Consider the following 26,015-nt stretch of genomic DNA (forward strand, 5'->3'; position numbering starts at 1 on the left):
GTAAGCTAAGTCTGACCGGGGATGCTCATAATGGTTCAGACCGCCAGCAAGGGCTTCAGATATTTTCCTGTGTGGCTGGCGGGGTTTTCGGCGATATCTTCCGGGGTGCCTTGAGCCACGATCACGCCTCCGCCCTGGCCGCCTTCCGGGCCCATGTCTATGACCCAATCCGCTGTTTTGATGACGTCCAGGTTGTGTTCGATGATAAGCACGGTATTGCCTTGGTCAACCAGGCGACGCAGTACTTCCAGCAGCAAGGCAATATCGTGAAAATGCAGGCCGGTAGTGGGTTCATCCAGCACGTACAAGGTACGGCCGGTGCCGCGCCGGGAGAGCTCTTGCGACAGCTTGACGCGTTGGGCCTCGCCGCCTGATAGCGTGGTGGCGCTTTGCCCCAGCCGCAGGTAAGAAAGCCCCACGTCTTGCAAGGTCTGCAGCTTGCGTGCAATGGTAGGCACGGCCTCGAAGTTATGCAGCGCTTGCTCTACGGTCAGCTCCAGCACTTCGCTGATGTTGCGGCCTCGGTAACGGATATCCAGGGTTTCGCGGTTGTAGCGTTTACCGCCACAGACGTCGCAGGGAATATACATATCCGGCAGGAAGTGCATTTCGACCTTGACTACCCCATCGCCTTGGCAGGCTTCGCAGCGCCCGCCTTTGACGTTGAAGGAGAAGCGTCCCGGGTCGTAGCCGCGTGCGCGGGATTCAGGTACCTCGGCGAACAGATCGCGTATGGGGCCGAACAAGCCGGTATAGGTGGCGGGGTTGCTACGGGGCGTGCGCCCGATGGGGCTTTGGTCGACGCTGATGATCTTGTCGAACAGCGAGAGCCCCTCGATGCTGGCGTAGGGGGCAGGTTCGGCCTGGCTGCGATGCAGAGCATGCGCCATGACGTTGACCAGCGTGTCATTGACCAAAGTAGACTTGCCTGAGCCCGATACACCCGCCACACAGACCAGCCTGCCAACGGGCACGGCCAGGTCCACAGACTTCAGGTTGTTGCCGGTGCAGCCCGTCAAACGCAGCCAGTCCCCTTCCGGCGTAACGGGACGGCGCTCGGGGATGGCGATGCGCAGGGCGCCGCCTAGATATCGCCCTGTGAGGGAATCGGGGTCGGCGGCCAATTGCTCGGGGGTGCCGTGGGCGACGATCTGTCCGCCGTGCTCTCCGGCGCCTGGGCCCATATCCACCACATAGTCGGCGCTGCGTATCATGTCTTCGTCATGCTCGACGACGATGACGCTGTTGCCAAGGTCGCGCAGGTGGCGCAAGGTGGCAATAAGCCTGTCGTTATCGCGCTGATGCAGGCCGATAGAGGGTTCGTCCAGAACGTACATGACCCCAGAAAGCCCTGAGCCTATCTGGCTGGCCAGTCTGATGCGCTGGGCTTCGCCGCCCGAGATCGTGTTGGCGCTGCGATCCAGCGAAAGATAGCCCAAGCCGACATTGTTCAAGAAAGAAAGCCGTGCTCGGATTTCGTGCACGATACGATCGGCAATCTCTTTGCGGGCGCCACTGAGCGACAGTTGCTCGAACCATCCCTGGCAGGCTTTCAGGGGCAGGGATTCAATCTGATAAATCGCCAAGCCCCGACGCTGACCCTGGCCGACTTCATCGCCTATCAAGACATTGCGGGCTTGAATGCGTAAACGCGTGCCATCGCAATCGGGGCAGCGGCGCGTGCTGCGCAACTTGCCTAATTCTTCGCGCACCGCGTGCGAGTCGGTTTCGCGCCAACGGCGCTCAAGATTGGGTATGACCCCTTCGAAGGGGTGTTGCTCTACCGCTTTTTGGCCTTTGCGACCAGGGTAGATGAAAGCAATGGATTCGTCCCCCGAGCCGTACAGCACCTTATGCTGAAGTTCGGGCGTTAGCTCGTTGAAGGGGGTTTCGAGGGTGAAGCCGTAATGGGCAGCCAAGCTGTTGAGCATGGCGTGCGTAAACTCGTTGCGTTTATCCCAACCCTGAATGGCGCCACTGCCTAAACCCAGTTCGGGGAAGGCAACAGTTTTGCGTGGGTCGAAGTAATCTTGGGTCCCCAGGCCGTCGCAGCTTGGGCAGGCGCCAGCCGGGTTGTTGAAGCTGAACAGTCGCGGCTCTAGCTCTTCAAGGCGGTAGTCGCATACCGGGCAGGCGTAATGCAGCGAGAAAGCCTGCTCTTTGCCGTTGTCCAGGTCCCAGGCCAACACGCGCCCATTTGCCAGAGCCAAAGCGGTTTCAAAGCTTTCAGCCAAGCGTTGAGTGGTGTCGGGGCGCACGCGCAGGCGGTCGACGACCACCGCCAAAGGGGTTTGTTGCGTAGGCAGTTCGGGCAGGGCGGCGGGCAGGGTGTCGATATCCATGATCTCGGTGCCGATGCGCAAGCGCACGAAGCCCTGGGCTTGCAGGCCGGCGCGTAAATCCGCCAACGAACCGCCCTCTGGCCACGCCAGAGGTGCCAGAATGGCCACGCGGGTTTCCGCCGGCCAGCCCTGTATGGTGTCTACCATCTGGCTGACGCTCTGGGCTTGCAGCGGTACGCCGTGCTCGGGGCAGTGAGGCGTGCCCACCCGTGCGTACAGCAGCCGCAGGTAGTCGTGAATCTCGGTCACGGTACCCACCGTGGAGCGAGGATTATGACTGGCGGACTTCTGCTCGATGGCGATGGCGGGAGACAAGCCTTCGATCAAATCGACGTCGGGTTTATCCATGCGTTGCAGAAACTGCCGGGCGTAGGCCGACAAACTTTCTACATATCGCCGCTGGCCTTCAGCGTAAAGCGTGTCGAACGCCAGAGACGATTTGCCTGAGCCTGATAGGCCGGTCATGACAATCAACTGCCGCCGAGGCAAATCGATGGAAACGTTTTTGAGATTGTGGGTGCGGGCACCCCGGATGCGGATGGCGTCCATCAAGTTCCTGAAAGCGGTTGGGCCCACATGCTGATATAGCGGGCTTGGCCCCGGATGCGCAAATGAAGCTTAACTTGTTACTATAGCGCGCTGAGCCCATTTTCAGGAATCTATGACGAGTCGACCGGCAGACCCTGCCGCTAACCAGCCTCTTAAGCTTAAGCTGACCGCCCAGGAACGCCACGCCAGCATGATGTTGGCGCTGTTGTTTGCTGCGCGCATGCTAGGCCTGTTTTTGCTGACGCCTGTTTTTGCCGTCGCGGCGCTGTCCATACCTGGCGGCGACGATGCCCTTAAGGTGGGGCTGGCGTTGGGTGCTTATGGGTTGGCGCAGGCTGTATTACAGATACCTTTGGGGATGGCCTCCGATCGCTACGGGCGCCGGGCGGTGGTGGTGGCCGGCATGGTGCTCTTTGTCGTGGGGGGCGCCGTGTGTGCATTGGCCCCAAATATCGAATGGGTCATTGCCGGGCGCGTCATACAGGGTTTGGGCGCGGTATCGGCGGCCATCACCGCTTGGGTCGCCGACGCCACTCGGCCCGAGGTGCGTACGCGTGCCATGGCCATGGTGGGCGGTTCCATAGGTTTGTCGTTTGCCGCATCGCTGGTGCTGTCGCCAGTGTTAACGGGTAAGTTCGGTCTGTCAGGCTTATTCTGGGCCATCACGCTGCTGGGCTTTGTTTGTTTGCTGATTGCCGCTTGGGTGGTTCCCGCCGTTCCGCGTACGCCCACCCCCATTGTTCAGGTGCGCTTGCGCGACGTTCTCACGCATGGCGACCTGCTGCGGCTGAATTTTGGGGTGTTCTGCCTGCACTTCATCTTGATGGCCATTTTCATGGTCGCGCCTGTCATGTTGGCCGAACGGGGTGCTTATCAAGCGGCGCAGCTATGGCAGGTGTATCTGCCCATTATTTTGATGTCCTTCGTTTTCATGGTGCCGGTGGTGTTTGTTACCGAAACCCGGCGCTGCCATCGCGGCACGCTACTCGTCTGTGTGGCAAGCTTGGTCGTTGTGCTGGCGGCCCTGGCTTATCCCATGGGCTTATGGGCCACCGTAGCCTGGCTAGTGGCCTTCTTCGTGGCTTTCAACGTGCTGGAAGCCTTGCAGCCTTCTTTGGTCTCACGTTTGGCGCCTCCTTCTTATAAAGGCTTGGCCCTGGGCCTTTACAACACCACCCAAGCGCTGGGCGTATTTGCGGGGGCGGCCATCGGCGGCCTGCTGGTGTCTCGCGGCTATGCCGCAGTGTTTTGGCTCACCGCCTGCCTGGCCCTGCTTTGGTATGTGGTGGGTCGTCGCATGGGCGCTGTGCAGGGCCCTTCCGCGGATAAGGCTTAAGGCTTCACGCGGTGCTTTTCGGCTCTCCGCGTGACCGAAAACTCCATCCGTATCATTACGCAACGACCTGCGCTAGGCCGCTAAATGTCCGATAATAGGCGGCATCGGTTTCATATTTCAGGAATACGCAAACATGGCATCCGTCAACAAAGTCATACTCGTAGGCAACCTGGGGCGCGACCCCGAAGTCCGCTACAGCCCCGATGGTGCCGCCATCTGCAACATCACGATTGCCACCAGTTCCCAATGGAAAGACAAGGCCTCGGGCGAACGCCGCGAAGAGACCGAGTGGCACCGCGTTGTGTTCTACAACCGCCTGGCCGAAATTGCCGGTGAATACCTGCGCAAAGGCCGCCCTGTGTATGTCGAAGGCCGCCTGAAAACGCGCAAATGGCAAGGTCAAGACGGTCAAGACCGCTACACCACAGAAATCGTCGCCGACCAGATGCAAATGCTGGGTGGCCGCGACAGCGGTGGCGATGCTTCCATGGGCGGCGGTGGCATGGGCGGTGGTTCTTCGTCCGACTTCAACTCGCCACCCCCTCAGCGTCAGCGTCCCGCTGCACCCGCACAGCGCCCCGCAGCGCCGCAAGCCCCCGCAGCCGCCAACCTGGCGGATTTGGACGACGATATTCCGTTCTAAACATTGGCCCCGCCTGTCGCAGGCGGGCCTCAAGGCACCTGCTGCTTACCTAGCTTGCGCGCCAATGTGCGGCGGTGCATACCCAAGCGTCGTGCGGTTTCCGAGATATTGAACCCTGTCTCAGCCAGGGTTTCATGTATGCGTTCCCACTCCAGCGTTTTAATGGATGAAGGCCTGGCATCAACGGCGACTTCAACATTGCCGGCGGAGCTCTGAAAGGCGGCTTCTATGTCGTCGGTATTAGAGGGCTTGGCCAAATAGTGGCAAGCCCCCAGCTTGACGGCTTCGACGGCGGTGGCAATGCTGGCAAAACCTGTCAGCACCACGATCAGCATCTTGGCATCATGCTCGTGCAAGGCTTGCACGCAGGCCAAGCCGGAAGCCTCGCCTTTCAACTTCAGATCGACCACGGCATGGCTGGGCGATACCTGCGCCAGCTTTTCGTGCATGTCTTCCAGGCTGTGGGCGCGGGTAACGCGATAGCCGCGCCGCTCGAACGACCGTCCCAAGGTACGTGCAAACGCGTCGTCGTCTTCGACGAGCAGTAATTCACGTGGGGGCTGGGTGGGGGCGGCCTCCTGGGGCACCAGCCTTTCGGGGGTATCGCTCATGTATGACTCCTGCTTCGCAAGGCTCATTATCTCCTACGGTGCTTGAGGGGGCGCTACGGTGGTACTTGCTATTGCCTCGGGCTGTGACTCGCTTAGGGACAGCGTAGAAAGCGGCAGCGTGATGGTGACGGCGGCGCCGCCATTCAGCAGATTTTGCGCACTAAGGCGGCCCCCGAGCGTACGCGCCACATTGAGGGAAAGGAACAAACCCAGGCCCCTGCCTGTTTGGCCCTTGCTGGACTGATAAGGCTTGCCCAATTGCGCCAATATATCGGGCGAAAAACCGGGGCCGGCATCCTGTATGGTTAGCATCAGTGTATCGTCTTGCCTATCCACGATCAGGCGCTGCCACGCAGGCGAGGCTTCCAATGCGTTGTCCAAGACGTTGCCCACCATCTGCTGCAGCGCCGAATCTGAAATAATGCGTACGTCCGGCCCGAAGTGGTTGTCATACACCAGCTTGGCAGCGCCATGCGTGGCGCGCCATTGCTCGACTACAAACTCAAGAAACTGGTGCACCGTGGTTTCTGTGGGTGAGTCGCCGCGTGTTTCGCCGGCTGACATCAAGATGCCGGTGACGATGGCTTTGCAGCGTGCCACTTGTATCTGCATCTCGCTGATTTCCTGACCCAGCTCGGGATCATCGGTAAATGGCGGCATGTGGCGCCAATCTCCCAAAATCACAGCAAGGGTGGACAAAGGCGTGCCTAGTTCATGCGCAGCCCCCGAGGCGAGCAAGCCCATGCGCACGATATGCTCTTCTTCGACGGCACGCTGGCGCAAGGCAGCCAGATGCTGATCGCGGTCGCGCAGATTGTGGTTGATGCGCGTAATGAACACGACCAATAATGCGGCGTTCAGCACAAAACATAGCAGCAGGCCTTGAATGTAAGGGCTGGTCAGGCCCATATCGTGATCCAAGGGTAGATCCAGGGGTTGGCTGGCCAAGGCAAGGCCCGCCACGCAGCAGGCGGTAACACCCACCACTACCCAGGTGGACCAAGGCTGAAGCAACACGGCCGCCAGCGCGGCTTGTAGCAAGAAAAGAAAGATAAAGGGGTTGGTGGTGCCACCGCTGCAATAAAGCAACGCTGTTAGTATCCCCACGTCTACCAGCAAGGCTACCAGTAGCTCCATATTGGTGACGGGGCGTCGCGCTTGCAACCTAAGCACGCTGATTGCGTTGAAGGCGGCCAGCGCCAACACCAGCGTCAGCATGATGTCTATGGGAAGCGGTATCTCAAACAGAAAATAGGCCGTCCCGATGGTGGCAATCTGCCCCAGCACGGCTATCCAGCGCAGCAAAATCAGCTGCTGCATATTTTTATAGCCGGCGGCGCCGTCTGGGTCTGGCAGTGTGATTTCTTGGCCGGCTGCGGTAGGCATCATCGTGGTTCTCATGAGCGTGCAGTGTAAACCTTGCGGTTCAGGTATGCCTCGCCCAGCTTTTCTTAGCGTGACCGACGCAGCCGATATTCTTCGCGTATGACGTAGGCAGAGGCTGCGGCCACCATGATTGCCAGCCCGAACCACGTCAGCATGTACATCAGATGGTTATCTGGAAATTTGATGACTGTCAGGCCCGCGACGGGGAGCATCTCGTTGGGCAGGCGGGTGGGAGGCTCTATCGTCAGCTCGGGCGGTACAGGCTTTTGAGCCTGTACATCAATAAAGTAGGGGGCAACGGGCTTCAGTCCCAGGTAAGAAGCCAGTTGCTCGACATCGCGCGAGTACCAAAGCCCCTGAGCGGGTTCGTTGCTACGTAAAAATGTCCCTTCGGGCTCGCTTAGGCGTAGCAGGCCGGTCAGCGACAGTGCTTGGGCAGGGGTGGGCGCGTCGCGCCATGAGTCGTTGGGCTGGGCTCGGGGGACAAAGCCCCGGTTGATGAAAACGATATCGTCTTCCGGGGTCTGCAAAGGCGTCATCACCCAGTAGCCTCTACCCAGCACGGTGTTGGCTTCTACCAGCGTGGTTTGATCGTAGCGTAACCTGCCCTCCAGCTTTACCCGCAGGTACTCGTAGTCTTGAGGGGCGGCGAGTACGTCGGCCCATGCGCTTTGCGCAGGTGCGGCGGTAGCTGGGGCCTGAATACGAGCTTCCACGCGTTCGACCAACTCGTGCTTCCAGACGCGCCGTTCGGCTTGCCATACGCCCAGGGCGATAAAGCCGCAGAACGCTGTCAGAGCCAGCAGGCCCCAAATGATCAGGGCCGTCATCCTCATCGGACGCCGGCCCCGGCCATCGGCCCGGGCGGCGGGCGACGATGCATTAGGTTTAAGCATGGGGAAGCCCCGTTACCTTGCCGCCTTGCTTACAGGATTTTCTGCATGTCGTGGATCATGTCAGGCATCATGTTGGTGTTCAAGTGGTACATCACCCACAGTGAGCCGGCCAGCGCGATAACCACAATGATGATCGTAAACACCAAGGCCAACATATTCCAGCCGCCTTCGGCGCTGGGGGACATATGCAAGAAGTACACCATGTGCACAACCATCTGTACGGCGCCGATCAGTAGAATGACCAGTGCGGTCGTGCCGGAGCTTTCGATCACGTTGTCCATGACCAGCCAGAACGGAATGACGGTAAGAATGACGGACAGGATAAAACCCGTCATGTAGCCACGGAAGGTGATTTCTCCGTGTCCGTCGTCATGGTGTTCGTGGTGCTCGTGATGGTCGTCGTGGTGTGCGAGATTTTGGTGAGTGCTCATGGCAGGACTCCCATCAGGTAGACGAAGGTAAAGACGGCAATCCAGATCAAGTCAAGGAAGTGCCAGAACATGGACAAGCACATCAGGCGGCGACGGTTGGCGGGAACAAGACCGTGCTTTTTCAATTGGAACAGCAGGGTTACCAGCCAGATGACGCCGAAGGTGACGTGCAGACCGTGAGTGCCAACCAAGGTAAAGAAGGCCGACAGGAAGGCGCTGCGCTGGGGCACGGCACCCAGATGAATCAGATGCGCAAACTCGTAGAGTTCAAGACCCAGGAAGGCCAGGCCGAACAAGCCGGTGACAGCCAACCAGCCCATGGCGGCGCGCAAGCGGTTGCGTTGAGCTTCCAGCATGCAAAAGCCGTAGGTGATGGAAGACAGCAACAGCATTGCCGTGTTCATCGCCACTAACTTCAGGTCGAAGAGGTCGGCGCCCGAAGGGCCGGCCGCATAGTTACGGCCCAGCACGGCATACACCGCGAACAAGATGGCGAAGATCAGGCAATCGCTCATCAGGTAGATCCAGAACCCCAAAGAGGTGCCGTGCTGAGGATGATGCTCTTTCTTCAGGAAGAAGGACATTTTCCCGGGCGCGCCGGAGGCGCCCGGATGATGAAGGGTAGTGGAATCAGACATGGTTGCTAGCGAGCTGACGTGTACGTTCGGCCTCGACGCTTTCGACTTCTTCAGCCGATATGTAGTAGTCGCGGTTGTAATTGAAGGTGTGGTAGACGGAGCCACCAATGACGGCCAGGAAGCTCAGTCCGGCCAACAGCCACATATGCCAGATCAGGGCAAAACCCATGACGGTGCACAGGCCCGCCAAGATAATGCCTGCACCGGTGTTCTTGGGCATGTGGATGGGCAAGAAACCTTTGGTCAGGCGTTCAGCACCGTGCTGCTTCATTTGCCACCAGGCGTCGCCTTCGTGTACCAGTGGTGTGAACGCAAAGTTATAGCTGGGAGGAGGAGAGGACGTTGCCCATTCCAGGGTACGGCCATCCCAAGGGTCGCCCGAGGTATCGCGCAGCGAGTCACGGCGCAGGTAGCTGACGACCAATTGGATGAGGAAGCAAGCAATACCCAGTGCAATCAACACGGCACCGCAAGCTGCAATCTGGAACCAGATTTGCAACGAGGGGTCGTCGAAGTGGCTGACGCGGCGCGTAACGCCCATGAAACCCAGCACGTACAAGGGCGCGAAGGCGACCCAGAAGCCGGTGACCCAGAACCAGAACGAGCATTTGCCCCAGAACGGATCAAGCTTGTAGCCAAAAGCCTTGGGGAACCAGTAGACGATGGCGGCAAAGATACCGAACACCACGCCACCGATAATGACGTTGTGGAAGTGGGCGATCAGGAAGAGGCTGTTGTGCAAGACGAAGTCGGCTGCCGGAATCGCCAGCATGACACCTGTCATACCGCCGATAACGAAGGTCAGCATGAAGGCAACAGTCCACATCATGGGCACTTCGAAGCGGATACGGCCCCGATACATGGTGAACAGCCAGTTGAATACCTTGGCCCCGGTCGGTATCGAGATGATCATGGTCGCGATGCCGAAGAAGGAGTTGACGCTGGCCCCCGACCCCATGGTAAAGAAGTGGTGCAGCCAAACCAGGTAAGACAGCACGGTAATGACCACGGAGGCATACACCATAGAGGTATAGCCAAACAGACGCTTGCCGCTATAGGTGGCAACAATCTCGGAGAACACGCCGAACAGCGGCAGAATCAGGATATAGACTTCGGGGTGGCCCCAGATCCAGATCAGGTTCACGTACATCATGGGGTTGCCACCCAGATCGTTCGTGAAGAAGTTCATGTCCAGATACCGGTCAAGGCTAAGCAGGGCCAAGACCGCAGTCAAGATGGGGAAGGTGGCCACGATCAGAACGTTGGCGCACAGCGACGTCCAGGTGAACACGGGCATCTTCATCATCTGCATGCCAGGGGCGCGCATCTTGATGATGGTAACGATAAGGTTGATGCCTGATAGCGTGGTACCCACGCCCGCTATCTGCAGCGCCCATATGTAGTAATCCACCCCTACGCTAGGGCTCTGTTCTGCGCCGGAAAGCGGCGGATAAGCCAGCCAGCCGGCCGTGGAGAATTCGCCCACGAACAGCGAGGCCATGACCAGTACGGCACCCGATGTCGTCATCCAGAAGCTGAAGTTGTTCAGGAAGGGGAAGGCCACGTCGCGCGCGCCGATTTGCAGGGGCACGACATAGTTCATCAGGCCCGTGATCAGCGGCATGGCTACGAAGAAGATCATGATGACGCCGTGCGCCGTAAAGATCTGGTCGTAGTGGTGCGGCGGCAAGTAACCCATGTTGTCGCCGAAAGCCATGGCCTGGTGTAGGCGCATCATGATGGCATCGGCAAAGCCGCGCAGCAGCATGATGATGCCCAGAATCATATACATGATCCCGATCTTCTTGTGGTCAATGCTGGTGAACCACTCGCTCCACAAGTAGCCCCAGACCTTGAAATAGGTCAGGGCGCCTAGCAGGGCGATACCGCCCAGCATGACAACCACGAAGGTCGAAAGAATAATGGGGTCGTGGAGTGGGAAGGAATCCCAGCCAAGGCGCCCCAGAAGTAGGGTATTCAAGTCCATGGGTCAGACAACGGCAAAACCGGGAACACTGGGTGGTGCTCCCTTGGTTGAAAAAAAGCCCCCACGCTACGCCTGCGGCATGCGGCCCGAAGGGCGGACTGCACGCCTGAACATCTCCCGCTAAGGGATGAAGCTTGGGCGACGCGCCGGCTTAGCGCACAGCGTTCATCAATTGCAGCGAAGCAAAGGCAGGGTCATCGATGGTGCAGATGGCGCTGACGTAGGTACGTTCAGGTGCGCTTTCAAGGCCCAACTTGCTACGCGTCAACGTATCCAGTGTGGCCAGGTGCACGGTGCCGGGCAAGCCCAGACCACCTTGAGCATCGACCGCCATAATGTCGCGCATGCACATACGATTCGGTTCTACGCAGCGGTTCAGGATGGCGTTGTAGAGCCCATCGGAGACGCTGGCGTAATAACGGATAGGTTCGCGCTCGCTAGGTGCTTCGAGCTGCAGGTAGGTGACGCGATCGAGGGTCAGGTCGCTTTGACGTACACGGTTAACCCATTGATCGAAGTCTGGCTGCGACAGTCCGTGGAACTTGAAATTCATCCAAGAGAAGCCGGCGCCGCTATAGTTGGCCGAAAAGCCTTTATAAATGCCTGCTTCGTTGATAACGGCATGCAATTGTGTCTGCATACCTGCCATCGTATAAATTTGGCCGGCCAGTGCGGGGATGTAGAAGGAGTTCATCACCGTAGAGGACGTCAGCTTGAACTGAATCGGCCTATCTACCGGTGCCGCCAGCTCGTTGACGGTAGCGATGTTGTATTCGGGATATAAAAAGAGCCATTTCCAGTCGAGTGAAACGACTTCCACGACCAGTGGCTTGACGTCGGCGGGCAGCGGTTCGGTGGCGGAAATGCGATCCAGAGGGCGATAAGGGTCTAGCTTGTGAGTCGTAACCCAGGTAATGGCGCCCAGCGCAATGATGATCAGCAGGGGTACGGACCAGACCACGAGCTCGATCAGGGTGGAGTGATGCCAGTCGGGTGCATATTTGGCCTCGGTGTTTGAAGCCCGATAGCGCCAGGCGAACCAGACCGTCAAGCACATGACCGGCACGATGACTATAAGCATCAGTGCGACGGAAATGTAGATGAGGTCGCGTTGCTGGATGGCAATGTCGCCCGAAGGAGACAGCACGACTGCCTTGCAGCCCGTAAGCAGGGCGGCAAGCGAGAAGAGGGAGAGAAGGCGTATAAGTTTGGAGCGAGGCATGCCGGGATGTTACGTGCTTGGTTGCCGATAAGGTTGGAGCATATACTTGAACAAGGCGGCGCGACATTGGACATTTTGTCCCAGTGGACAAAACCAGAGCAACTTAACAGCGCCGATTTTTTGCATAAGGAGACCCTATGTCACCCACATTGGCCCAGACTGGCTACTCGTCTACCGTGCCATCGACGCACGGGTCCATTGATCCTGTCCCCGTCGCCCCCAGCGAAATCGCTGTCGGCGTCATCATCGGACGAGCTTCCGAGTACTTCGATTTCTTTGTGTACGGCTTGGCCTCAGTGCTGGTGTTTCCAGCGCTGTTCTTTCCGTTTGTCGATCCGCTTACGGGCACATTGTACGCTTTTGCCATTTTTTCTCTGGCCTTTATAGCCAGGCCTTTTGGTACGTCGCTGTTCATGGCCATACAGCGCCATTGGGGGCGTGGCACCAAACTGACGGTTGCGCTGTTTCTTTTGGGCACCGCCACAGCGGGTATCGCCTTTTTGCCCACCTTCCAGTCCATGGGGGTGTTCGCCATCGTCTTGCTGGCTTTTTTCCGGGTACTGCAGGGCCTGGCATTTGGCGGCTCTTGGGACGGACTGCCTTCCTTGCTGGCGCTCAATGCACCCAAGGGGCGTAGGGGTTGGTACGCCATGCTTGGGCAACTGGGGGCCCCCATAGGGTTCATGGTTGCGGCTGGCTTGTTTCTGTACCTGCATCTCAACCTCAGCACCGAAGATTTTCTTAGCTGGGGATGGCGCTTTCCCTTCTTTGCGGCCATGGCCATCAACATTGTGGCCTTGTTTGCCCGCCTGCGCTTGGTAGCCACCGAAGAATACACGCAGCTGCTTGATGAGCGTGCCCTAGAGCCCATAGGCACACTTGAGATGCTGGGCAGCCAAGGCTACAACCTGTTCATTGGTGCTTTTGCTGCGCTGGCAAGCTACGCGCTCTTTCATCTGGTCACTATCTTCCCGCTTTCCTGGATAGCGCTCGAAGCCTCTCAGGAAATCCCGCAGGTACTCACCATACAGATCATAGGCGCGGGCTTGGCCATTATCGGTACGATACTGTCGGGCGTCATTGCCGATTACTTCGGTCGTCGCACCACCTTGGCTGCGCTGGCATTGTTGATTGCTGTGTTTGGTCTGTTTGCGCCTCGCATGCTGAGTGGCGGCGAGTTCGGCCAAGACGCCTTCATCTTGTTAGGCTTTGCCTTGCTGGGTCTTTCTTACGGCCAATCCACCGGTACGGTAACAGCCAAGTTCCTGCCACGTTACCGCTACACGGGGGCTGCGCTTACCTCGGATTTGGCTTGGCTGTTTGGAGCGGCTTTTGCGCCTCTGCTTGTGTTGGATCTTTCCGTGCGCTTCGGCTTGGTTGCCGTTAGCGGCTACCTGTTGTCAGGGGCGGCTTGCACGCTGTTGGCGCTCTGGATCAATCGCCACATCAAGCCTCTTACGCCCCGTAACTTGGCGCGCAAGGCTAGCTAAGTCTGTAAAGCCTTCGGCCTTCTGCTTGACGGCGGCTCCCCGCATTGGGGGGGCGCCGTTCTATTTATCGCAGCGTAAAAGTGGGCGTCTATTAGCTTGGTGGCTTGCTGTTCCCCGAGTCAGGCTAAGTATGGCCTGGCTGGTTCACCAGCATAGAACGTGCGGTGTCGCGCGTCTGGGTATTGGCGTGCAGCAAGTCGGCCAACAGTGTTTCATCGCCATGGTACGACTGGATCATCGCCGCTAAAAAGCGCTCGGGCGCAATCTGATGCCAGCTGATGTGATAGCCGCAAGCGTGGGCGAGCAAACCAAACATTTCTCGCATGCTGCGACCGTTTCCCTCGCGGAATGGGTGCAGCACATTCCATTCGGCTAAATAGTGTGCGGCGCGTTTGCAAAATGGGGCTATCGCCAAGCCACGTAGTTCGTGCTCGGCCTGAAAGGCCTGCGAGAGCAGTGCAGCCTGGGGCGCTATGCGTGCATGATGTGCGAAGCGGGTTGTACCTTTGGAAATATCCACGCTGCGTAGCTCGCCCGCCCATTCATACACGTCGCCAAATAAATGTTTATGGATGGCCTGCAGATGGGCAAGATCAAAGTGGCCCCCGATGGGTTTAAGTGCGAGTTGGGCTGCCCTTAACGCAAAAAGGCCCGATTCGACTCGGGCCAATTCGTGGGCGTCGTACAGATTGAAGCGGTTTTTTAATACACCGCTTTCGGCATGAGTGTAGCTGTCTGCATTAGCGCTGTACTTCATGGGTAACGTGTATCGAGCGCTTGAAGAGCTCGATGGCCTGCTCGGTGCTGAGCGCCTGGCTTTGCAGGGCCGACAAACATTGCCGCGCTGTGGTGTCGAGCTCTAGGCCCTCGATGCGAAGTGAACCTACGACGTTACGAACCTGCAATTGCAAATCAATTGCCCAATTATCCATGCTGCCCCCTTTAACCTATCAATTATAAACCAGAAGCATTTGATTTAAAAGGATAATGGCTGGTTCTGTGGTAGGTGTGCGGCAGATGGTGGCGCGGCGTTTGGATGATTAAGCTAATCGATAAACTCACCGGCCACATACTGCCAAACACCATTCACACGCTCGAACCGGCTGACTTCATGCAGTCTGTGTGCCCTTCCATGCAGGCGACTGCGGGCAACGAATTCCACCCGTGCATGGTTATCGTCCGTTTGATCGTGTGTTTTGATCTGCAGGCCCAGCCATTTCAGGCCAGGTGGATTGGGTTCCAGCTTGCTCGGTCGAGTGCTTAAGTGCCAGGTGTCCAGCAAGTAATCCAGTCTGTCCAGAACAAAGGCCGAGTAGCGCGAGCGCATGAGGGCGACAGCGGTGGGGGCCTGCAGATGCAAGGGGCCCTCATGCCAGGGGCCGCAACAACGATCGTAAGACTGACCGCTTTGGCAAGGGCAATTCATGGGTTGGGGGTCTTGAGAAAGTCGTGACGCTTGGCATGATACATGGCGTGGTTCACTTGGGTAATCCACTGCGGCAGAGCCTCTGGGGTCTACTGGTGTAACGGATGCGGCGCTCCTGCCGATATAATGGCGCGTGGCGTTGGCTCAGGCTCAGGTTTCAACCTGCCCGTCTTGGCCCGCCCGTTGCCAGCCGCTTGTCGTGGCAGGCGGCCTCTACCTTCCTTTTCACTTGTTCTGCGCCCAGACTTGTGCTGTCTGTTCGCCCGGAGTTGTGTGCCATGTCGCTTTCGCTCGACTCGCGTCGCCGCGTCGAAGGCTATGCCTTCTTGCTCGCTTTTACCCTTTGTGTACCGCTGGCTAACTGGATGATCCACCATATTGGGGTGGTATGCCCGCCGGGAGGGCCGTGTCTGATTCCCGTCGCGCCTGGCTTGATGGCACCCAGCGCAGTGCTGATGGCTGGCCTGGCCTTGGTACTGCGAGACTTGGTACAGCGGCGTCTGGGGGTGTCCTGGTCAGTGGTCGCCATCGTATTGGGTGGCGTGCTGTCGTGGTGGGTCGCCCCACCTGCACTGGTTTTTGCCTCGGTTTGCGCCTTTCTTTTCTCGGAGTTGGCGGATTTGCTGGTTTACACGCCGCTGCAACGGCGCCGCTTGGTGTTGGCCGTAGTCGCTTCCAGCGTGGTGGGTCTGTTTGTCGACACCGTGATTTTTCTGAGCCTGGCGTTTGGCGGCTTAGACTATATGTGGGGCCAGATAGTGGGTAAAAGCTGGATGGTGTTGCTGGCCATCCCGATTATTGCCTGGCTGCGCCGCCGCGACGATGCCTTGGGCATGCAGCCTGCCTAAGCGTAACGCTTACTCCCGTTTTTATTTTTTGTAGTGGAGCCTGCCATGACTTCCGATGCTTCTTCCCTGACTCAGCTGGGTCGCGATGTCGGTATTCCTACCGACCCGGACAACGCCCAACTGGAAAGAGTCCCTAATCCCCATCCCGACACCGCCTATGTGGCCCGCTTTACGGCGCCCGAATTTACGTCTTTGTGCCCGGTAACCGGGCAGCCCGACTTTGCCCACCTGGTTATCGACTACGTGCCCCAGGATTGGTTGGTAGAGTCTAAATCGCTCAAGCTTTATCTGACGTCGTTCCGTAATCATGGTGCGTTTCATGAGGATTGCACCGTCGGCATAGGCAAGCGCCTGGCATCGTTGTTAGAGCCGCGCTGGTTGCGCATTGCAGGCTATTGGTACCCGCGTGGCGGCATACCCATAGACGTCTTTTGGCAGACGGGGGCCGCACCTGAGGGTATATGGCTGCCCGATACGGGGGTTGCGCCTTATCGCGGGCGCGGTTGAACTAGCTGAATCTGCGTAGGCTGGCCTGTGTGCTTAAGCACAGGCGCGATAGCTTCTTGCCGCGCTGGTATCGCGCGGCAACTCGCCGAACCGTTCGCGGTAATAGGCGGAGAATCGGCCCAGATGGCCAAAACCGTGGTCTAGCGCAATGGTGGTGACATTGGCGTCGGGGCGCGACTGAAGCTTGCGGCGGACTTCGTCCAGACGGATGTTGCGCAGCAAAACCATGGGCGAAACCCCATGATAACGATGACATAAAACATTAAGCGAACGCGGGCTGAGGCCTGCCGCATTGGCCAGATCGACGAGAGAAATGGGGGCGCACAAGCGTTGATGGATATAAGACTCCATGCGCTCGAGCGGTGCGATAGCCGCGCGGGACGGCGGATTGATGGGCTGCGCGGGGCATGCGTCACAATCGATGACGGGCTCTTGGCCATCTTGGTGGGTTAAAAGGAACAACACCAGACTGCGTTCGAAATGGTCTAGCCATTCGCGGCTGAGCCGGCTATTGCCGTAGCCGTTGGAAAGATCTATGGCCTGTTGAACCAAGGAACACCATAACGAGGTTAGGCCGGGTTCGAGTTTGAATGCCGGGGCCTGAAACCCGGCGGTACTACAGGAAGAGGTTTCGCAGTTGTTGTGGCGCCGCAGCAAGTGGTGCGGAATTTTGACAATGACCTGTTCGCTGTTTTGCTGCCAATGGATGCCGATATCGCTGCGCGGCGAGAGAATGGCCACGTCGCCGGGCGCGAAGCTGTGCCGGCCACAGCCTGTGTCGACGTCAAAGCCGCCCCGCAGGGGCGTTTGAATCAGGGAAAAACCATCGAACGGCGCCGCCTTGACTGCGACTTCGGCACCATAAGTGAGCTTCATGATGCTGATGTCGTTGAGGCGGCATTCAAAAAGGGCGGTATTGACTGCGCCTTGGCCCAGCGCAAGATCGTGTTCGCTGAGCACGCCGCTAAGCCGCGTACGGACTTCGTAGGCCGATTCGGATTGGAAAATCAGATTGTCATAAAGCTTGGACACATCCAGCTTGGCCAGAGACTGCACGGAAAGGTTCTCCAGGATGAAGATGGATACGTTACGGCGCAAAGGCAAAGGCCGCGCCATTCACTGTAGGGGTGAATGGCGCGTATGGCTATCAGGGAGTTCCCGCAGCGCGGCCAGGCGCTTAGAGATCCAATACCAGGCGGGGGCCTTTGCAGCGCGATACACACGGGTGCATGATGTTGCCCGCCTGTTTCTCGCGTTCGGTAAGGATGTAGTCGCGATGATCGATCTCGCCCGAAAGCACGCCTGTGGCGCACACCCCGCATTCTCCGCGGTTGCAATCGTATAAAGGGTCCAGGCCGGCATCGTTCAGCACGTCCAGTATGCTTTTATCCCCTGGCACCTGCAGGACTTGCCCCGTGCTGGCGATTTCAACCTCGAAAGCCTGGTCGCCTTCTTCGGCGGGCGGGGCGTTGAATAATTCGAAATGCAGGTGGCTGCGAGGCCAGTTGTGTTGATCTGCTTGCGCAATAACCGCATCGATGAGCGGCAAGGGACCGCAGAAATACAGGTGATCGCCCTCGCGCAGTTCGTTTTTGAACAAGGCTGCAACGTCAAAAGGCCGGCCTTGCTCGTCGTCGGCATGCACATGCAGATTGGTGTCCAACAGGGTTTCCAGCTCGCTCATCAAAGCCATGCCGGTGCGGCTGCGGCCCGCATAATGCATAAGCACGGGGCGTTGACGTTGTAGGCATGAAGCCGCCATGCTGGCCAAGGGGGTTACCCCTATGCCCCCCGCCAGCAAGACAGCGCGGGAGGAGGATTCATCCAGGGGAAACTGATTGCGTGGTGCGCGCACTTCAATGATCTGGCCCGTTTGCAGCGCTTCGTGCACGAAGCGCGAGCCGCCTCGGCCTGTTTCTTCGCGCCTGACCGCAATCGTGTAGGAGGAGGGCGAGTCTGTGGCCTCTAGATGAATCAAAGAATACTCGCGCCAAGCGCTGCTGCCGTCGGGCAGTGTGACTTTTACGCAGATGTGCGCTCCCGGCTCGAAGCCGGGTAGCGCTTCGCCGCTGGCTGATTCCAGGCGTAGTTCGCGGATCTCGGGTGTCAGCATCCGGGCCGAGACCAAACGTAAGGACAGGATATCTTGTGCGGCGTTCATGCTTCAGTTTCTCTGGGTACGGCTCAGGAGGGTAGTTTCATGGGGCATTCCTGGGCGAAGGGGTCGTGCAGGTCTTTCATGACGGTGCCGACCAACTTGTTGCGCAGTTTGCCATTTTCATCCTCGACGATCTGGCGCATGTGAATGTCGTGGATGGGGTAGTGATTGTTGTTGAAACGGAAAGGGCCGCGCACAGACTCAAAGTTGGCTTGAGCCAGGGCTTTGCGGAAAGCTTCGCGGTCTTCGACTTTGCCCTTCACGTCTCGGACAGCACCATCGATCAGCATGGCGGCGTCATAGCCTTGCGAAGCGTACATGCTGGGCAGACGACCATATTCTTCCTGGAAGGCGGCGACAAATTTCTTGTTGGCCTCGTTGGGCAGGTCGTCGGCCCACTGCGAAGAGTTATAGGCGCCTAGAAGATCTTTGCCCAGTGCCTGGATGTTTTCAACATCGGCGGTAAAGCCCGGTGTCAGCAACGGCGCGTCTTTTTGCATGCCCGCGGCGTTGTACTGCTTGACGAAGTTGATGCCCATGCCGCCCGGCAAGAAATAAAACACGGCGTCGGGTTTTGAGGCACGGATGGTACCGATCTCGGGCGAGTAGTCCAGTTGGTTCATCTTGGTATAGATTTCTTCAACGATTTCGCCTTTGTATTGGCGCTTGAAGCCAAACAGCGACTCACGGCCACCCGGATAGTTGGGGGCGATCATCGCGACGCGCTTGTAACCGCGTTCGTTGGCAAAAGCCCCCATGGCTTGCGGGATGTCCTCGTTCTGCCAAGACACCACAAAGAAGTTGGGGTCGCATTTGGCGCCTGCGTAATCGGCTGGGCCGGTGTTGGTGCTGATGAAAACCGTGTCGTTTTCAAGAACGGTAGGCAGCACCGGCAGTACAACGCTGGAAAACACCATGCCCGTTACCACGTCCACCTTGTCGCGCTTGATATAGCGCTCAACGGTCTGGCGTGCGCTCACGGGGTTGGTCTGGTCGTCGGTGATGGTCATCTTGACGGGCAGGCCACCCAGCTTGCCGTCGTTCATCTTGATGGCCAGATTGAAGGCGTCGCGGATGTCCTGGCCGGTGCCGGCGCCCGGGCCCGACAGCGTGGTCAGAAAGCCGATCTTGAGCTCTTCGGCGCTATGAGCCGCTGGGGCGGCCATTAGCAGGGTCGCTGCGGCCAGCGTACATGCCAAGTTGGATGGTTTCATGCTGTACCCCCGGGGGTGAGTATGGGTTGAGGAATGTGATCAAGTCTAGGGAAAGCCGCTACGGTGCAATATCCGCAATCGGCAGAGCATCCCCGCCGCCTATCCGTTTTTAGCAGGCGGCCTGTACCGCCCGGCGCTTTGGCGCGTTTTTCGGATAGCGGGCCTGACCGGCGCTGCGTAGACTCGCCGTCACCAGAATCGACGCATACACATGAGGTAAGCCATGCACAAAACCGCCGTATTGGCCTTGCATTACCAGAACGAAGTGCTGCATCCGGAAGGGCGCATTCGCGTCGGTGTGGATGACGAAGCGGTGCGCGCACGCGTCATCGACGGCGCCACCCGCTTATTGGCAGGCGCCAGACAGCGACGCTTGCCGATTTACCACGTGCGCATTGCGTTTCGCCCTGATTACGCCGATTGTCCGGCCAACACCCCTATTTTTCGCCGCACCATAGAACTGGGCGCCGTCAAAGAGGGGGAATGGGGCGCTGAGTTTCTGACTGAGCTGCAACCCCAGCAGAACAGCGACGAATTCGTCGTGACCCACCAGCGCATCAGTGCGTTTGCGGGCACCTGCCTGGATAACCTTTTGCGCATCCGCCAGATCAGCCATCTGATTATCGCGGGTGTGGCTACCCACTCTGTCGTCGAACACACTGTGCGTGAAGCGGTAGACCGAGGTTACGAGGTCACCATTGCCGCCGATGCTTGTGCGGCGGGCTCGGCTGAATTCCACGACGCTGCTTTACGCAGCCTGGCCTTGGTTGCCGAGGTTGCCAATGTGGAAAGCGCCTGGCGCTTGTAAAAGCGCGGGGCTGAGCACCCCCCGTTATAGCGCCTAAACCCCCATATACCGCACCCACAGGCTGCGGTCTGCGTCCAGGGCGGCAGAAGTGCCGCTCCAAACCAGTTTGCCGCGCTCAAGTATCAGATGGCGGTCGGCGATTTGCACCAGCTTGTCTACGTATTTGTCTACCACCAGCGTGGTTTGGCCTTCACGTTTAAGCAGGCCCAGGCAACGCCAGATTTCTTCCCGGATAAGCGGTGCCAGGCCTTCGGTCGCCTCATCCAGAATCAGCAGTTTAGGGTTGGTCGACAGGGCGCGGCCTATGGCCAGCATCTGCTGCTCGCCCCCAGACAGTTGACTACCCAGATGGCGGCTGCGTTCCGCCAGGCGTGGAAACAGCTCGTAAATGCGTTTCAGTGTCCAGGGTGTGCTGTTGCCGTTGCGCCGGCTGGAAAAAGCGACCAAGTGCTCGCGTACCGTCAGGTTGGGAAAGCATTGACGCCCTTCGGGTACAACGGCCAGACCCAGCCTGGCGATAGCGTCAGGGGCCATCGTATTTAGCTTGTGGCCCTGCCATGTCAAGGTGCCGTCAAAGGGCTTGAGCACGCCCACCATGTTTTTGATGGTCGTGCTCTTGCCCATGCCATTGCGGCCCAGCAGGCCGATCACCTCGCCCTCATCAATGGCAAAATCCAGACCGAACAGAACTTGGCTGGCGCCGTAGCCGGCCGAGAGATTTTCACAGGTAAGCAGGCGCGTGGTCATGCAGTTTCCGTACCGAGATAGACTTCCTGGACGCGCGGGTTGCTGCGTATTTGCTCTACCGTGCCAGTGGCAAGGACTTTGCCGTAAACCAGCACCGAGATGCGGTCGGCCAGTTGAAACACGGCGTCCATGTCGTGTTCTATAAGCAGGACAGCCATGTCCTGGCGCAGCTTGCGTATCAGTTCGACGGTGCGGGCCGACTCGTCGGGGCCCATGCCCGCCATGGGTTCATCCAGCAGCAGCACTTTGGGGCGTGCGGCCAGCGCCAAGGCAATATCCAGTTGTCGTTGCGCCCCGTGCGGCAGACTGCCTGCAGGCGCCTGTAGCACGGCGTCACCCACCAGGCCGACGCGAGCACCCAATGCTATGGCTTGGGTGGTCAGTGCTTGCTCGGCGTCGCGTTTGCCGAACAGGCGAAAGTTATTGCCCTCGTGTGCCTGAATGGCCAAGCGCAGGTTGTCCAGCGTGCTGGACTGCTTGAACAGATTCGTGACCTGAAAGCAGCGCGATAGCCCCGCGCGTACCCGCTGATGCGCGCTCAGGCTGGTAATGTCGCGGCCATCCAGCACAATGCGACCGGCGTCTACGGGCAATAGCCCGGACAGCAGATTGACCAAGGTGCTTTTGCCTGCGCCATTAGGGCCGATCAGGGCGTGCACTTCGTTAGGCTTGACGTCAATATCGACATTGTCGGTTGCGCGCAACTCGTGGAACTGCTTGACCAGCCCGGTGGCGCTGAAAAGCGTTTTTCTCATGCCTGCCTCCGAAGCAAGGTAAACAGCGTGCCGTTCTTGTCTTCAGGTTTGCTGGAAAACAGTGCCGACAAACCATGGGGGGCGAACAAGATAATGGCGATGACAAGTACACCCATGGGCCAATGCCAGTATTCGGTGTATTGGGGCAAAAACTCTACCATCAGCCCCCAAAGGCCGGCGCCTATTACTGCTCCCCAGCGATAGCCCATGCCGCCTAAAGCCACCACCACCAACAGCTCGGCGGAATGGGTCCACTGAATAGTGGTTGGGCTGATGAAACCGTTTTGCGTCATCATCATGGCGCCGCCCAGGCCGGCCCAGGCAGAGCACATAACGAAGGCCTGCAAGCGCAGCCGGGTAGTGGGGTAGCCCAAGGCACGCATGCGCACCTCGTTGTCGCGTATGCCGATAATAGCCTTGCCGAAACGTGATTCGATCATGCTGAAAAACAGCCACAGGCTTAGCACGAACACGGCCAGCACAACGCCATACAGCATGTTGACATCGCCTGAATCGGCGCCGAAGCCAAATTGCAGTGGTGTGGCCAGAATATAGCCATCGTCGCCCCCGTACATGCGCAGTGAAACGGCGATGTAGTACACCATCTCGGCAAATGCCAAGGTAATCATCAAGAAGTACATGCCGCGCGTACGCAGCACGACCAAGCCGATAAGGCAGGCGGCGATGGCGGTTATCAGCGTGGCGCCGACCCACAGCAGCCAAACCGACTCTATGCCGGCCTCGACCAGCGCCACCATGGCGTAGGAACCTATACCAATGAAGCCGGCGTGGCCAAGCGCAATCATGCCGCCGTAGCCTGCCAAAAAATTCAGGCTGGTGGCGATCATCATGGCGATCATCAGCCGCATGACGAATCCGGTGTAGTAATCCAGACCTAGTGGCTCAGCCACAAAAGGAAAAGCAAACAGCGCACCCAGAAAAATGAAGGGCGCCAAGCGAGCAGGGGAAATCATGGATGCCTGTGTCATGGGGTTCAGCCTCGGGCGGGAAACAGGCCGGCAGGCTTGAAGCACAGCACACCTATCATCAACAGGTACATGAGTACGCTGGCCAGGGCAGGCCCGACGTCTGCCGCGATCACAGGAGAGGCAAGCTTGCTGAGCAGAGCAGGAATGAAAGCTCTACCGGCGGTATCGACGATGCCCACCAGCAGCGCTGCAATGAAAGCGCCACGTATCGAGCCTATGCCGCCTATGACAATGATGACCAAGGCGGGAATCAGCACGGCTTCGCCCATGCCGGTCTGCACCGAGGTAATCGGGCCCATCATGGCCCCGCCTATGCCCGCCAAGGCAGCGCCCAAGATGGCAATACTGGTAAAGACGCGACGCACGCGTATCCCCATGAGCTGGGTCATTTCGCGGTTGGACGCACCGGCCCGCACCAGCATGCCCAAGCGGGTATGCGCCATCATGAAATACAGCGCGATGGCCAAGGCGATGCCCACGGCGATGATCAACAGACGGAAGGCCGGGTACTCGAAGGCACCGAACAAGGTGACGGGGCCGCTGAGCGAAGGCGGCGTTGCCGCAAACAGTGGCGTAGGCCCCCAGAAGTACTTCACGACGTCATTGCAAATCAGGATAACGCCGAAGGTTGCGACGACCTGGTTCATATGACTGCGCTTGTACAGGCGGCGTATCAGGCTCATTTCCAGCAGCGCGCCGGCGATCATGGTAAGGATGACCGCGCACAGCAAAGCCAGTGGAAAGGATTCCAGCACGCGGTACGCGGTAGCCGCGAAATAGGCGCCCAGCATGAACAGCGTACCGTGCGCCAAGTTCATGGTGTCCATGACGCCGAAGACGATGGTCAGCCCAGCCGCCATAAGAAAGAGGACCAGGCCGAAGCCTATGCCGTTCATGAGCTGTTCAAGTAGGGAAAGGGTAGTCATGAAGATGTTTGCTGCCCGAAGAGATGTCGCGGCCCAATTCTTGTGGATATTGACCAGCGCGGCTATCCGAAATAGGCATCCAGGCCCGCAGCGTTATCCGAATCCAGCAGAAATCAGGGTAAAGCCGAAGGCGGGCGCCAGGTGCCTGCCAATAGCGGACAAGCCCTGCCAGTATTGGCTATTGCGGCTTTGGACTGCGTATTACAGTGCCTCGAAAGCGGCGTCATTGCAGCCCGCATACGGAGGATTCCATGAGCATCAACAATTCGGAAATTGCCCAGTTGGTTCAGCCCGACCGGGTTCATAAAAGCATTTATACCGACCCTGAGATTTTTGCGTTGGAAATGCAGCGCATCTATGGGCAGGCCTGGATCTACGTGGGTCATGAAAGCCAAGTTAAAAAACCTGGCGACTACCACACCACACGTATTGGTGACCAAGACGTTCTGATGCTGCGTGGCAGCGACGGCAAGGTCAACGTGGTGTACAACCGTTGCCCGCACAAGGGGGCCCAATTGGTGCCGCTTGGCGACGGCAATGTAGGCAAGTTTCTGCGCTGTCCCTACCATGCCTGGACGTTCAAGCTGGACGGCAGCTTGCTGTCGGTGCCCTTGCGTGGCGGCATGGAAGGCACGGCTTTCAATAAAGACGATCCCATGTTCTCGATGAGGCCGCTGGCTCGTGTCGACTCCTACCGTGGTTTCGTATTTGCCAGCCAATCCGAAGGCGGCCCTGACCTCGTTACCTTCTTGGGCGGTGCGGCAGGTTCCATCGACAACCTGTGTGATCGCTCGCCGGAAGGCGAGGTCGAAGTCGTGGGTGGGGTGTTCCAGGTGATGCAACAGTCAAACTGGAAGGTCTTCTACGAAAACCTGCATGACACCATGCACGCGCCCATCACGCACGAATCGTCGTTTATGGCGGCCCGCGAAGAGGCTGCCGAGCGCGGCGAGATGCCGTTCGAGCTGCTGATCATGGACGGCAATGGCGAACCCTACGAGTTTTGGGAAAAGCTTGAGCTGTGTGCGTATCCATACGGCCATGGCTATATGGAGGCCATTTTTGACCCGACCGCCGCCACTCGCGACCCCGTGTCGCGTGTGCACTTCGAGTCGCTTGCCAAAGTGCATGGCGAAGAGAAAGCGCGTGAAATTCTGGGTATGAACCGCCACAACACGGTCATTTACGGTAGCGGTTCACCGCACACGGTGTTTCAGCAATTTCGCGTGATACGGCCCATAGCGCCAGACCGCACGCTCATCGAAATCCAGACTTTCCGTCTGAAAGGTGCGCCGGAGGCTGTTTTTGATCGAGCACTCACCTATACCAACTTGATCAATTCGCCTTCTTCGAACGTCATGCCCGACGACGTCGAGCTATACCGGCGTTGCCAGCAGGGCAACCTGACAGCAGGGGGCGAATGGGTCAGTCATCACCGTTATGGTGGCACCGATAAACAGACGCCCGAGGGCATGGTGTCGACAAACGGCACCAGCGAGTTACCGATGCGCAACCAGTTTGCCGCATGGAAACAGTACATGCTGACTGATTGGAACCAGGAGAAAAAACATGTTGCTTGACCGTACTTTCGATCATTCCGTTGAGGCTGTTTCCAGCCCGGAGTTGTCTTTCGAGACCGTGCAGGGCATTCAGCAGTTTCTGTTCCACGAGGCCAGGCTCTTGGATGAGCGCCGACTGGACGAATGGTTGGCCTTGTGGACCCCGGATGGGCGTTACTGGGTACCTCGCATTCACGGGCAAGAGAACCCCTTCGAGCACGTTTCTTTGTTTTGGGAAGATGCCTTGCTACGCGAAGTGCGTGTACGGCGCTTGATGCACCCACGAAATTGGTCGCAACAGCCCGTCACGCGGGGCAATCGCTTGATCGGCAATATCAGCATAGAAGGTGCGGACGCAGCCGGCCACATCATCGTGCGTTCTTGCCTGCACCTGGTTGAAACCCGCCTGGACACGCGCTACTTTGGCGCCAGCGTGTTCCACAAGCTGGCTGCGACCGAGCAAGGCGGGTGGGCCATACAGTTGAAACGGGTCAACCTGACCAACTGTGAAGGCGTGCTGGGCATGCTGGATATGCACATTTGAACG

At 58.4% G+C, this 26,015-nt stretch carries 26 protein-coding genes; 8 read left to right on the top strand and 18 right to left on the bottom strand.

Annotation, left to right across the window (positions count from 1 at the left end):
- Positions 1-35: 35 nt before the first annotated feature.
- The gene (uvrA, locus tag H0484_RS13140; protein WP_226955096.1) at positions 36-2,891 is read right to left on the bottom strand and encodes an excinuclease ABC subunit UvrA; all 2,856 of its coding nucleotides are present in this window, start codon (positions 2,889-2,891) and stop codon (positions 36-38) included.
- Positions 2,892-3,003: 112 nt separating this feature from the next.
- Between uvrA and H0484_RS13145 the strand changes: the two genes are divergently transcribed.
- Entirely contained in the window at positions 3,004-4,227 is a 1,224-nt protein-coding gene (locus H0484_RS13145; RefSeq protein ID WP_226955097.1) for an MFS transporter, read from the top strand.
- Between the two features lie 133 nt (positions 4,228-4,360).
- Positions 4,361-4,870, top strand: coding sequence for a single-stranded DNA-binding protein (gene ssb, locus H0484_RS13150; protein ID WP_226955098.1), 510 nt, complete (start codon positions 4,361-4,363; stop codon positions 4,868-4,870).
- Between the two features lie 29 nt (positions 4,871-4,899).
- Here ssb and H0484_RS13155 read toward each other — a convergent pair whose 3' ends face one another.
- From H0484_RS13155 to cyoA, 7 genes are all read right to left on the bottom strand, one after another.
- On the bottom strand, positions 4,900-5,481 hold the full coding sequence (locus tag H0484_RS13155) for a response regulator transcription factor (protein WP_226955099.1): 582 nt from the start codon (positions 5,479-5,481) through the stop codon (positions 4,900-4,902).
- Between the two features lie 33 nt (positions 5,482-5,514).
- Positions 5,515-6,882: an ATP-binding protein gene (locus H0484_RS13160; RefSeq protein WP_226955100.1), complete on the bottom strand. Its 1,368-nt coding sequence runs from the start codon at positions 6,880-6,882 to the stop codon at positions 5,515-5,517.
- Positions 6,883-6,932: 50 nt separating this feature from the next.
- Positions 6,933-7,763 carry an SURF1 family protein gene (locus H0484_RS13165; protein ID WP_226955101.1) on the bottom strand — a complete coding sequence of 277 codons (831 nt, stop codon included), beginning with the start codon at positions 7,761-7,763 and terminating at the stop codon, positions 6,933-6,935.
- Between the two features lie 29 nt (positions 7,764-7,792).
- Positions 7,793-8,194 (bottom strand): cytochrome o ubiquinol oxidase subunit IV, encoded by a 402-nt coding sequence (gene cyoD, locus H0484_RS13170; protein WP_226955102.1) that lies wholly within the window; start codon positions 8,192-8,194, stop codon positions 7,793-7,795.
- Positions 8,191-8,832, bottom strand: a complete 642-nt coding sequence (cyoC, locus tag H0484_RS13175) for a cytochrome o ubiquinol oxidase subunit III (protein ID WP_226955103.1) — start codon at positions 8,830-8,832, stop codon at positions 8,191-8,193. The genes cyoD and cyoC overlap by 4 nt, the downstream gene beginning before the upstream one ends.
- Complete coding sequence (gene cyoB, locus H0484_RS13180) at positions 8,825-10,819, bottom strand: cytochrome o ubiquinol oxidase subunit I (RefSeq protein WP_226955104.1); 1,995 nt, start codon at positions 10,817-10,819, stop codon at positions 8,825-8,827. Before cyoB ends, cyoC begins: the two co-directional genes overlap by 8 nt.
- 151 nt (positions 10,820-10,970) lie before the next feature.
- Positions 10,971-12,041, bottom strand: coding sequence for a ubiquinol oxidase subunit II (cyoA, locus tag H0484_RS13185; protein WP_226955105.1), 1,071 nt, complete (start codon positions 12,039-12,041; stop codon positions 10,971-10,973).
- A 137-nt stretch (positions 12,042-12,178) separates the two neighbouring features.
- On the opposite strand from cyoA, the gene H0484_RS13190 reads away from it, so the two are divergent.
- Positions 12,179-13,531, top strand: coding sequence for an MFS transporter (locus H0484_RS13190; protein WP_226955106.1), 1,353 nt, complete (start codon positions 12,179-12,181; stop codon positions 13,529-13,531).
- Positions 13,532-13,655: 124 nt separating this feature from the next.
- On the opposite strand, the gene H0484_RS13195 is transcribed toward H0484_RS13190, so the two are convergent.
- From H0484_RS13195 to H0484_RS13205, 3 genes are all read right to left on the bottom strand, one after another.
- Positions 13,656-14,288: a Fic/DOC family protein gene (locus H0484_RS13195; RefSeq protein WP_226955107.1), complete on the bottom strand. Its 633-nt coding sequence runs from the start codon at positions 14,286-14,288 to the stop codon at positions 13,656-13,658.
- Positions 14,272-14,463, bottom strand: coding sequence for a hypothetical protein (locus H0484_RS13200; protein ID WP_226955108.1), 192 nt, complete (start codon positions 14,461-14,463; stop codon positions 14,272-14,274). Before H0484_RS13200 ends, H0484_RS13195 begins: the two co-directional genes overlap by 17 nt.
- A gap of 113 nt (positions 14,464-14,576) precedes the next feature.
- Complete coding sequence (locus H0484_RS13205) at positions 14,577-14,957, bottom strand: YchJ family protein (RefSeq protein ID WP_226955109.1); 381 nt, start codon at positions 14,955-14,957, stop codon at positions 14,577-14,579.
- Positions 14,958-15,235: 278 nt separating this feature from the next.
- Between H0484_RS13205 and H0484_RS13210 the strand changes: the two genes are divergently transcribed.
- Both H0484_RS13210 and queF read left to right on the top strand, forming a co-directional pair.
- A complete protein-coding gene (locus H0484_RS13210; RefSeq protein ID WP_226955110.1) occupies positions 15,236-15,805 on the top strand; it encodes a VUT family protein in 570 nt (189 codons plus the stop codon).
- A 45-nt stretch (positions 15,806-15,850) separates the two neighbouring features.
- The gene (gene queF / locus H0484_RS15200; RefSeq protein ID WP_255645203.1) at positions 15,851-16,312 is read left to right on the top strand and encodes a preQ(1) synthase; all 462 of its coding nucleotides are present in this window, start codon (positions 15,851-15,853) and stop codon (positions 16,310-16,312) included.
- 33 nt (positions 16,313-16,345) lie between these two features.
- Here the strand turns inward: queF and H0484_RS13220 are convergent, their stop codons facing one another.
- From H0484_RS13220 to H0484_RS13230, 3 genes are all read right to left on the bottom strand, one after another.
- Positions 16,346-17,428 carry an AraC family transcriptional regulator gene (locus H0484_RS13220; RefSeq protein ID WP_226955111.1) on the bottom strand — a complete coding sequence of 361 codons (1,083 nt, stop codon included), beginning with the start codon at positions 17,426-17,428 and terminating at the stop codon, positions 16,346-16,348.
- A 61-nt stretch (positions 17,429-17,489) separates the two neighbouring features.
- Positions 17,490-18,473 (bottom strand): PDR/VanB family oxidoreductase, encoded by a 984-nt coding sequence (locus tag H0484_RS13225; protein ID WP_226955112.1) that lies wholly within the window; start codon positions 18,471-18,473, stop codon positions 17,490-17,492.
- Positions 18,474-18,496: 23 nt separating this feature from the next.
- On the bottom strand, positions 18,497-19,684 hold the full coding sequence (locus H0484_RS13230) for an ABC transporter substrate-binding protein (protein WP_226955113.1): 1,188 nt from the start codon (positions 19,682-19,684) through the stop codon (positions 18,497-18,499).
- 223 nt (positions 19,685-19,907) lie between these two features.
- Between H0484_RS13230 and H0484_RS13235 the strand changes: the two genes are divergently transcribed.
- Entirely contained in the window at positions 19,908-20,492 is a 585-nt protein-coding gene (locus H0484_RS13235) for a cysteine hydrolase (RefSeq protein WP_226955114.1), read from the top strand.
- A 33-nt stretch (positions 20,493-20,525) separates the two neighbouring features.
- Here H0484_RS13235 and H0484_RS13240 read toward each other — a convergent pair whose 3' ends face one another.
- The 4 genes from H0484_RS13240 to H0484_RS13255 are packed head-to-tail and all read right to left on the bottom strand — an operon-like array spanning position 20,526 to position 23,909.
- Positions 20,526-21,239, bottom strand: coding sequence for an ABC transporter ATP-binding protein (locus H0484_RS13240; RefSeq protein WP_226955115.1), 714 nt, complete (start codon positions 21,237-21,239; stop codon positions 20,526-20,528).
- Positions 21,236-21,994 carry an ABC transporter ATP-binding protein gene (locus H0484_RS13245; RefSeq protein WP_226955116.1) on the bottom strand — a complete coding sequence of 253 codons (759 nt, stop codon included), beginning with the start codon at positions 21,992-21,994 and terminating at the stop codon, positions 21,236-21,238. The genes H0484_RS13240 and H0484_RS13245 overlap by 4 nt, the downstream gene beginning before the upstream one ends.
- Positions 21,991-22,983 carry a branched-chain amino acid ABC transporter permease gene (locus H0484_RS13250; RefSeq protein WP_226955117.1) on the bottom strand — a complete coding sequence of 331 codons (993 nt, stop codon included), beginning with the start codon at positions 22,981-22,983 and terminating at the stop codon, positions 21,991-21,993. Before H0484_RS13250 ends, H0484_RS13245 begins: the two co-directional genes overlap by 4 nt.
- 5 nt (positions 22,984-22,988) lie before the next feature.
- Positions 22,989-23,909 (bottom strand): branched-chain amino acid ABC transporter permease, encoded by a 921-nt coding sequence (locus H0484_RS13255; protein WP_226955118.1) that lies wholly within the window; start codon positions 23,907-23,909, stop codon positions 22,989-22,991.
- Between the two features lie 251 nt (positions 23,910-24,160).
- Here H0484_RS13255 and H0484_RS13260 point away from each other — a divergent pair, with 251 nt between their 5' ends.
- Positions 24,161-25,489 (top strand): aromatic ring-hydroxylating dioxygenase subunit alpha, encoded by a 1,329-nt coding sequence (locus tag H0484_RS13260; protein WP_226955119.1) that lies wholly within the window; start codon positions 24,161-24,163, stop codon positions 25,487-25,489.
- Positions 25,479-26,012, top strand: coding sequence for an aromatic-ring-hydroxylating dioxygenase subunit beta (locus H0484_RS13265; RefSeq protein WP_226955120.1), 534 nt, complete (start codon positions 25,479-25,481; stop codon positions 26,010-26,012). The genes H0484_RS13260 and H0484_RS13265 overlap by 11 nt, the downstream gene beginning before the upstream one ends.
- The last annotated feature ends 3 nt before the right edge of the window (positions 26,013-26,015 follow it).

Origin of the sequence: Mesopusillimonas faecipullorum, from assembly GCF_020539505.1 — a bacterium.
Classification (GTDB): Bacteria; Pseudomonadota; Gammaproteobacteria; order Burkholderiales; family Burkholderiaceae_B; genus Mesopusillimonas; species Mesopusillimonas faecipullorum.

Excerpts from the sequence above, each read along its gene's own strand:
- queF (WP_255645203.1), top strand. The coding sequence starts at position 15,851 with ATGACTTCCGATGCTTCTTCCCTGACTCAGCTGGGTCGCGATGTCGGT.
- cyoD (WP_226955102.1), bottom strand. The coding sequence starts at position 8,194 with ATGAGCACTCACCAAAATCTCGCACACCACGACGACCATCACGAGCAC.
- H0484_RS13260 (WP_226955119.1), top strand. The coding sequence starts at position 24,161 with ATGAGCATCAACAATTCGGAAATTGCCCAGTTGGTTCAGCCCGACCGG.
- cyoB (WP_226955104.1), bottom strand. The coding sequence starts at position 10,819 with ATGGACTTGAATACCCTACTTCTGGGGCGCCTTGGCTGGGATTCCTTC.
- H0484_RS13200 (WP_226955108.1), bottom strand. The coding sequence starts at position 14,463 with ATGGATAATTGGGCAATTGATTTGCAATTGCAGGTTCGTAACGTCGTA.
- H0484_RS13205 (WP_226955109.1), bottom strand. The coding sequence starts at position 14,957 with ATGAATTGCCCTTGCCAAAGCGGTCAGTCTTACGATCGTTGTTGCGGC.
- H0484_RS13225 (WP_226955112.1), bottom strand. The coding sequence starts at position 18,473 with ATGAACGCCGCACAAGATATCCTGTCCTTACGTTTGGTCTCGGCCCGG.
- H0484_RS13265 (WP_226955120.1), top strand. The coding sequence starts at position 25,479 with ATGTTGCTTGACCGTACTTTCGATCATTCCGTTGAGGCTGTTTCCAGC.
- uvrA (WP_226955096.1), bottom strand. The coding sequence starts at position 2,891 with ATGGACGCCATCCGCATCCGGGGTGCCCGCACCCACAATCTCAAAAAC.
- H0484_RS13195 (WP_226955107.1), bottom strand. The coding sequence starts at position 14,288 with ATGAAGTACAGCGCTAATGCAGACAGCTACACTCATGCCGAAAGCGGT.
- H0484_RS13165 (WP_226955101.1), bottom strand. The coding sequence starts at position 7,763 with ATGCTTAAACCTAATGCATCGTCGCCCGCCGCCCGGGCCGATGGCCGG.
- H0484_RS13145 (WP_226955097.1), top strand. The coding sequence starts at position 3,004 with ATGACGAGTCGACCGGCAGACCCTGCCGCTAACCAGCCTCTTAAGCTT.
- H0484_RS13210 (WP_226955110.1), top strand. The coding sequence starts at position 15,236 with ATGTCGCTTTCGCTCGACTCGCGTCGCCGCGTCGAAGGCTATGCCTTC.
- H0484_RS13255 (WP_226955118.1), bottom strand. The coding sequence starts at position 23,909 with ATGACTACCCTTTCCCTACTTGAACAGCTCATGAACGGCATAGGCTTC.
- H0484_RS13245 (WP_226955116.1), bottom strand. The coding sequence starts at position 21,994 with ATGAGAAAAACGCTTTTCAGCGCCACCGGGCTGGTCAAGCAGTTCCAC.
- H0484_RS13240 (WP_226955115.1), bottom strand. The coding sequence starts at position 21,239 with ATGACCACGCGCCTGCTTACCTGTGAAAATCTCTCGGCCGGCTACGGC.
- H0484_RS13160 (WP_226955100.1), bottom strand. The coding sequence starts at position 6,882 with ATGAGAACCACGATGATGCCTACCGCAGCCGGCCAAGAAATCACACTG.
- H0484_RS13230 (WP_226955113.1), bottom strand. The coding sequence starts at position 19,684 with ATGAAACCATCCAACTTGGCATGTACGCTGGCCGCAGCGACCCTGCTA.
- H0484_RS13190 (WP_226955106.1), top strand. The coding sequence starts at position 12,179 with ATGTCACCCACATTGGCCCAGACTGGCTACTCGTCTACCGTGCCATCG.
- H0484_RS13250 (WP_226955117.1), bottom strand. The coding sequence starts at position 22,983 with ATGACACAGGCATCCATGATTTCCCCTGCTCGCTTGGCGCCCTTCATT.
- cyoC (WP_226955103.1), bottom strand. The coding sequence starts at position 8,832 with ATGTCTGATTCCACTACCCTTCATCATCCGGGCGCCTCCGGCGCGCCC.
- H0484_RS13155 (WP_226955099.1), bottom strand. The coding sequence starts at position 5,481 with ATGAGCGATACCCCCGAAAGGCTGGTGCCCCAGGAGGCCGCCCCCACC.
- ssb (WP_226955098.1), top strand. The coding sequence starts at position 4,361 with ATGGCATCCGTCAACAAAGTCATACTCGTAGGCAACCTGGGGCGCGAC.
- cyoA (WP_226955105.1), bottom strand. The coding sequence starts at position 12,041 with ATGCCTCGCTCCAAACTTATACGCCTTCTCTCCCTCTTCTCGCTTGCC.
- H0484_RS13220 (WP_226955111.1), bottom strand. The coding sequence starts at position 17,428 with ATGGCGCGGCCTTTGCCTTTGCGCCGTAACGTATCCATCTTCATCCTG.
- H0484_RS13235 (WP_226955114.1), top strand. The coding sequence starts at position 19,908 with ATGCACAAAACCGCCGTATTGGCCTTGCATTACCAGAACGAAGTGCTG.